This is a genomic window from Candidatus Margulisiibacteriota bacterium (assembly GCA_003242895.1).
Taxonomy (GTDB): Bacteria; Margulisbacteria; Riflemargulisbacteria; order GWF2-39-127; family GWF2-39-127; genus GWF2-39-127.
In genome coordinates this window covers 1-6297 of record QKMY01000047.1, presented here as the reverse complement: position 1 = coordinate 6297, position 6297 = coordinate 1, and the positions used below count along the sequence as shown (strand labels likewise).

The following is a 6297-nucleotide window of genomic DNA, read 5'->3' as shown; positions in this document are numbered from 1 at the left end:
AGAATTACGAGCCGATTTATGTTAGCAAAGAGCAACTGGCATTGTTTGAAGCTGGTTAGCGCAATCGATACCTCGGACTTTTAGTCCGGGGAGGTTCATTTGTGGCAAAGAATTAAATTGTTAAAACAAGGTTATCTACGAAATGCTTTATACTTGGGTCACGTATTGAATACCCTCCAGATGGCAACAACTATTGGGAAAATAGATAAAATTGCTACAACTATTACTGTTGTCTGATTTAGTTTGGTTAGTCTCATAACGCCCTCCTTTTTAATCGATAAAGGAAAAAATCTCTATGTGTATTCGTTCATCATTCACTCCTAGTTCGCGAAGATTTTTAACTGTTCCGTCAAGTAAGTCTTTGGGGCCAACGATATAGAACCCTTTATTATCTAATTTTCCGCAATGTTTGATTAGTTTGTCCCGGTCAATTAACCCTGTTTCCCCGGTCCATTTTTTTCCCGGGTCACTTAGAATGTGGACTGCTTGTAATCGAGGGAATTGCTTTTCTTGCATCTCAGCAAGCTCTTTTCGGAAAACTATTTCTTCCTCGGTTTTACTTCCATAGAGTAAAACTACCGGAATGGTCTCGTGGATGTCCCTCATATATCGAAGCATGCTCATAAGAGGAGTTATTCCAATTCCTCCGGCAATGAAAACTAAGCTTTTTTCTTCCGGATGAAGCAGGTAGGAAAATCTCCCGAAAGCAGCATGGACAGTTGCCGTATCCCCTGGTTTTGTCTCTCCTATAGTTGCAGTAAAATCACCGAGTTCTTTAATTGTTGAGCTTACATATTTTTTTTCTGTGGGGCTGGAAGAAATGGTCCAGTGATGTTCTTCTTCCGGTAAGCTTTTTCCGCGATGAAAAGTCAGGAAATGGAATTGCCCGGGTAAATATTTTTTGATTCTTTCACCTTTCGACGGGGCAAGCTTCACTGTCCATACGCCTTTTGACTCCTGTATTACATCAGTAACGAGATATGGATGACGGTTAAGCAAAAGCGGACGTATGAACCTGTGATAGGCAAAAAGAACAAAAAATATGATTAAGATGATAGGCCAAAGCCAATATAATGGTTGAGAATGGATATCGTCTCCAACTATCCAGCTATGAACAAAAGAAAACAGAATTATCGATGGTCCTGTTATGTCATGAATAAAACGCCATACCTCAAATTTGAGATGAAGTTTTGACTGATAGACGCTAACCAGCGCGTTGATTATCAGCAAAACAAGGGCTGCTCGTCCGAGCCAGATATACCAGGGCATGGTTAACCCTATGAGCAGTGTCAGTTTTCCTGTGCCGGCTGCTAGAAGTAATGGATGGGCTATTATCAGGATGGTCCCAAAGATAGCCATATATCTGTGATAGCGTATCAGAATATCGAACCCAAAAGAACTTTCAATCCACTTGAAACGACCAGCCAGAAGTATTTGGATTGTCAGTACCATAATTCCCACAAGGGCAAAGTTTCTTCCGAGTTCATATAAGAAATTATTAGTAGTTTGTTGCCTGTAAAACATCGATATAATTAATGGCGCTAATACTACCGCGAGATAAAGAAAAATACGCACTAGACCACTCCCCATAGCTGCACCTCTTTTAATTATTGAATAACTAGTTTCAATTGCCTTGTTTTATTATCGCTGCTCATTATATATTATTTTAATATAAATAAAATAGCATATATTCGCTATAACCAAGATAGAATTAACTAATTGCCTCGGGTGAATGAGTTTTTTTTACAAGTAAATAAAAATTATAGTATACTGTTAATGAGGGAGAAGTTATGAATCTTCGAAACAAAATAATTTTTATTATTTCACTTATTTTGATCTCCATAATTATAGGGATGTACGTTATGGCGAGATTAGTTCTTCTTAACGGGTTTCTTCGCGTTGAAGAGCAGGACGTTAATCGCAACATTTTGAGGGTTAAAGAAGTTATTGCTGAACGTCTCGAAAAGGTTGATAAACAGGATTGGGCAAAATGGGACGATACCTACAAGTTTATTGACGATAAGAATTCCACTTATATCGAATCTAATCTGTCAGATCAGTCATTGAAGGATCTGGAAATAAACTTGATGCTGTTTGTCAATAAATCCGGAGAGCTTATTTGGGGCAAGCAATTAGATACTAATAATAAATTAATTGATCTAACTTCAGGTGTGAAGAATTTGATATTAGCGAACAGACCCTTTCTTTCTCATGCCGATGTGCAATCGGTAAAAAAAGGCATAATAATAATTGATGATCAGCCGATGCTTTTTGTTTCCCGGCCTGTTCTGACGAGTCAAGGTGAGGGCCCGGTCAATGGAACCTTTATAACCGGGAGATATCTCGATGACAAAGAAGTAGCCCAAATATCGCGAATTACTAATCTATCTGTCAACATTCGTCAACTCGATGACAAAGATCTTCCAATCGATTTTATGAAGGCCGTTAAGCAAATCAAGGACGGAAAAGTTTCTCTTGTCGTTCCAAAAGATAAGTCTGTTGTGCAAGGATACTGTGTTATTGAAGACATTAATAATAAACCATCTCTCATTTCTCGAATTGATATACCAAGGGATATATATACGCAAGGAAAGAATTCTTTATCCGGGTTATTTATGATAATTATTGTCGGTGCGTTATTTTTTGCCGTAATGACTGTACTATTTCTCGAAAAAACTCTGTTATCAAAGTTGCCGGCTCTTAGCAGATTAATGAAAGATATATCGGATCAGGTTATATTGGCTTCAGATAAAGTATCAGATTCCAGTCAGCAACTCGCAAAAGGGTCTAATGAGCAAGCAGCGAGCTTGAGCAAGATTTCGCAGTTGCTTGAAGAGATATCCTCGATTGTTAAAAAGAACACAGATAACACCGGGGAAGCTAATGATACGATTAAAGCTGTTAGCTATGAAGCAGCAAAAAGCAAAGAAACTATTGATAAAATGGGTTATGCCATGGACAAAATTAAGACTTCTTCAGATCAGACCGCCAAAATTGTGAAGACAATCGACGAAATTGCTTTTCAGACTAATTTGCTGGCCTTGAACGCGGCCGTTGAAGCGGCCAGGGCAGGAGATGCCGGGAAGGGGTTTGCAGTTGTTGCTCAAGAGGTGCGTAATCTTGCTCAGCATAGTGCCAATGCGGTAAGAAGTACCGAGGAATACATTGGGGAGTCGAAAAAGAATTCTGAGAACGGGGTTATAGTATCAGGAGAAGTTGCTGATATATTAACAGCTATAATCAAGGGAGTGCATAAGGCAGTTTTGCTTATCGGGGAAGTTACTCAATCAAGTGCTTTACAGCTTGAGGGTATTGTCAAGATTGATGAAGGGGTATCAAACATCCATAAGATTACGCAAGCAAACACCAGTAACGCAGATGAATCTGCGATAGCAAGCCATAATCTCTCGGACATGGCGAGAGAACTCAATAAAATGGTGCTAATGCTCAATGAAATTATTTACGGTAAGACTACCTGAGAAAACAAAAGATTACATCGCTGGAGTAGTTTTTCAATTCTCCGGAGATTTTGGTTTGACTTAAAAAAAATACCTGGATACAATACTCGTTGTATCGTCAGGGATTTTTTGTGCGGACAAATTTTGCAAGCAAATATTTTCTGCGAGTAAGCTATCTAATCCAATTTAAAGAAATAGTGACCTCTATTATGATTGCTTTATTTGTAACGATAACAATTTATATTGTTTTATATGTTTTTATTGAAGTGGCCAAAAGGAAGTTTCTTGTTGAGAATGCTTTTAGCAGAAACGTTGCGCATGTAAGTACTGGGATTCTTTCTTTTTTTCTTCCATATTATCTAATGCCCTCTCAAATAGTTGTTTTGATGCTGCTTATTGCGGGGCTATTGTTTTACACCAAAAGAGCGCGCTTATTGCCGGGCATTCACGTTACCGGAAGAAAGAGCTTTGGCGAAATATACTATCCTCTTGGGATCGGCGTCTCAGCCTTGGTTTGCTTGCCTGGAAATATTGTCTCTTTCCAGTTTGGTATCTGGATACTCACTCTTTCTGATACCTTAGCCGGGATGATCGGTGGAAGATTTGGTGGAAAAAAAATTTCTTTTTGGAGCAAGGAGAAGACCGTTAAAGGTACTTTGTCATTTTTTATTATGACCTTTATTATCTCGGGGTATTATTTTTTTATTATTGGGAAGTTTAATATGGTGGAGATTTTTTTGTTAACCTTTATCCTTACATTTATCGAGTTTATATTAGTTTCCGGATTGGATAATCTAGTCTTGCCAGTCCTGGCATCATCTTTATTTATGCTTTTGGTTTGAAATTTGTTTTATAAATCGAGCTTCAAACTTAATTGAAACCCATTTGCTTTGTGTTTTATCTGGTTTTCTATGATGTCATTTTGATTTGTTTCCAGTTGATAGGTTAATCCGACATCTTCATTGAATGTTTGGTATATCCTTAATCCCGCACTCCTGCCATTAAAAACCTGTTTGTCCGTATCATAATCGTAAGCAACAAATGGCTCTAGTAACAAAAAATCGGTTAGTTTAAAGGTATATATTATCCCGAAGTGATTGGTATGAACTTTGTTTTTGCTAAACCAGGGAGAAGGAAATCCCAGGGTAAGTTCAAGAAATGGCTTATTGTCGTCACTTCTTAGTATAAGAACCGAGCCCAAAATAAATAAACCGTTATCAGCAAGAAATGAGGAAATATAAGGCATAGAAATTTTATATCTATCGAAGCTCAGGGTTGTTGGCGTATATGAAGCCTTCGGATTGCCAAGCAAAGCCTGGTGCCAATAACCGAAGTGGTCCCAAACGGAAACCGTAAGGAGGTCTGCAATCAGGATATCTGACAACAACGACTCTTTGGTTATCTTAATCCCGCTTCGGTTGAGTAAAGAAATATAAAAATTAAAGTCCCCAAAAACATTGTAATAATCATAGGGAGCATCAAATCCGCGGTCCCAGTACTCAATATCCTTTGTAAGAAAGAAATATATTCCATCAGTAAGTTTGTTTAGGAGAAACCCGAATGAGGTATGAAAATCGGTATTAGATAGGGACTTTTTCCAGAAAATATGTGCACTTAATTCTTGCTGGTTGGGTCCTGCAGCCGTTTCTTGAATGTATTGTTCTACAGTAGGTATATAATGGATTTCTTTTCTAAAATAGGGAAAGATTGTTGAGACTTTTCCATATCGTTGCCCAACATTAATGTGCCCCATTTCATGGGAGATGTAGCTCAAAAACATTGTTATCCCTATGGACGACGAGAGTTCTAAGGCGGTTGTTGGGTGAACTTGATGTGAAAAATGATTGAGGCTATAAAGAAGATCTCCGTTGCTTTCGAAGTCGCTGTAAGGATTCGATAGTTTAATGGAGTAGTTCGGCGTAAAAGCATGTATTGCTGGCGAAACTATTAAAGAGAAGATAAGTAATATCGAAATATTTATTAGCCGGACCATCTCTCCATTATATAGGTATTAGCAAAACTGAAAAAGCGTCTGATTTGTGTCCCGCTATCCTTTGTCTTTCGACCTAATATCTTATTTATTCTCCTGATGTATTTAAGTGAAGTTTATCGGTTTTCTCAACCTTTAGCTGGCAGCACATATTTTTATTTGTTATTTGACTGGTTATTGTAATTTATATATATATTGTTAGCTTAATGTGTTTTGTTTTTTAGATTATGTTGGTTATTTAATATATAAATATTAATTGTTAATGTTTAAGTGGTTTATGAGATGGGTATAATTACGATATGAAATACGAAAGGCGGAAATAAATGGCAATAAGGAAGCGGCACATTAAGGTAGCTGAGATGATAAAATCCCTCGGTCATCCTGATAGAATAAAAATACTTGAGGATATAGCCTCTAAGAGCGAAGGTGTGAATGTATCTGCAATACAGAGATCTCTCAAAATTGGACAATCAGCTGTGTCTCAACATTTGCTGAAATTAAGAAACTGCAAAATTATTGAGGCGAAAAGACAAGGTGTAGAAATATACTATTCCATTAAAGATCCACAAATTAAAAAGGTAATACAGTTTATTTTAAATTTTTAAATGATTATTCTCTACAAAATTATATTTGCGGTTCCCAGGTGCTTGGTTTTTATTCTTATCGAAAATGCAAAAGAACTATCTGGGTTCAATATATTGTATTACTTTTTTATCTTTTCAGGTAAACAAACTGCATGTTGATTATAGCAGCAGTTCTAATTATGAGTTTTAGCGCTGATAAACATTGAGTTCAGGCAATAAAGTATCCCTATTGGGATGATTATAATAGGGACGAGTCGCTCCCTAT

General features: G+C 37.2%; 5 protein-coding genes. 3 read left to right on the top strand and 2 right to left on the bottom strand.

The window, feature by feature from the left end; all coding sequences use genetic code 11:
- Window positions 1-270: 270 nt before the first annotated feature.
- Entirely contained in the window at window positions 271-1590 is a 1320-nt protein-coding gene (locus DKM50_07640; GenBank protein PZM79740.1) for an oxidoreductase, read from the bottom strand.
- A gap of 200 nt (window positions 1591-1790) precedes the next feature.
- Between DKM50_07640 and DKM50_07635 the strand changes: the two genes are divergently transcribed.
- Window positions 1791-3479 carry a hypothetical protein gene (locus DKM50_07635; GenBank protein ID PZM79739.1) on the top strand — a complete coding sequence of 563 codons (1689 nt, stop codon included), beginning with the start codon at window positions 1791-1793 and terminating at the stop codon, window positions 3477-3479.
- A gap of 110 nt (window positions 3480-3589) precedes the next feature.
- Entirely contained in the window at window positions 3590-4300 is a 711-nt protein-coding gene (locus tag DKM50_07630) for a hypothetical protein (protein PZM79738.1), read from the top strand.
- Window positions 4301-4308: 8 nt separating this feature from the next.
- Here the strand turns inward: DKM50_07630 and DKM50_07625 are convergent, their stop codons facing one another.
- On the bottom strand, window positions 4309-5451 hold the full coding sequence (locus tag DKM50_07625) for a hypothetical protein (GenBank protein ID PZM79737.1): 1143 nt from the start codon (window positions 5449-5451) through the stop codon (window positions 4309-4311).
- A 320-nt stretch (window positions 5452-5771) separates the two neighbouring features.
- On the opposite strand from DKM50_07625, the gene DKM50_07620 reads away from it, so the two are divergent.
- A complete protein-coding gene (locus DKM50_07620; GenBank protein PZM79736.1) occupies window positions 5772-6053 on the top strand; it encodes a transcriptional regulator in 282 nt (93 codons plus the stop codon).
- Window positions 6054-6297 lie beyond the last annotated feature (244 nt).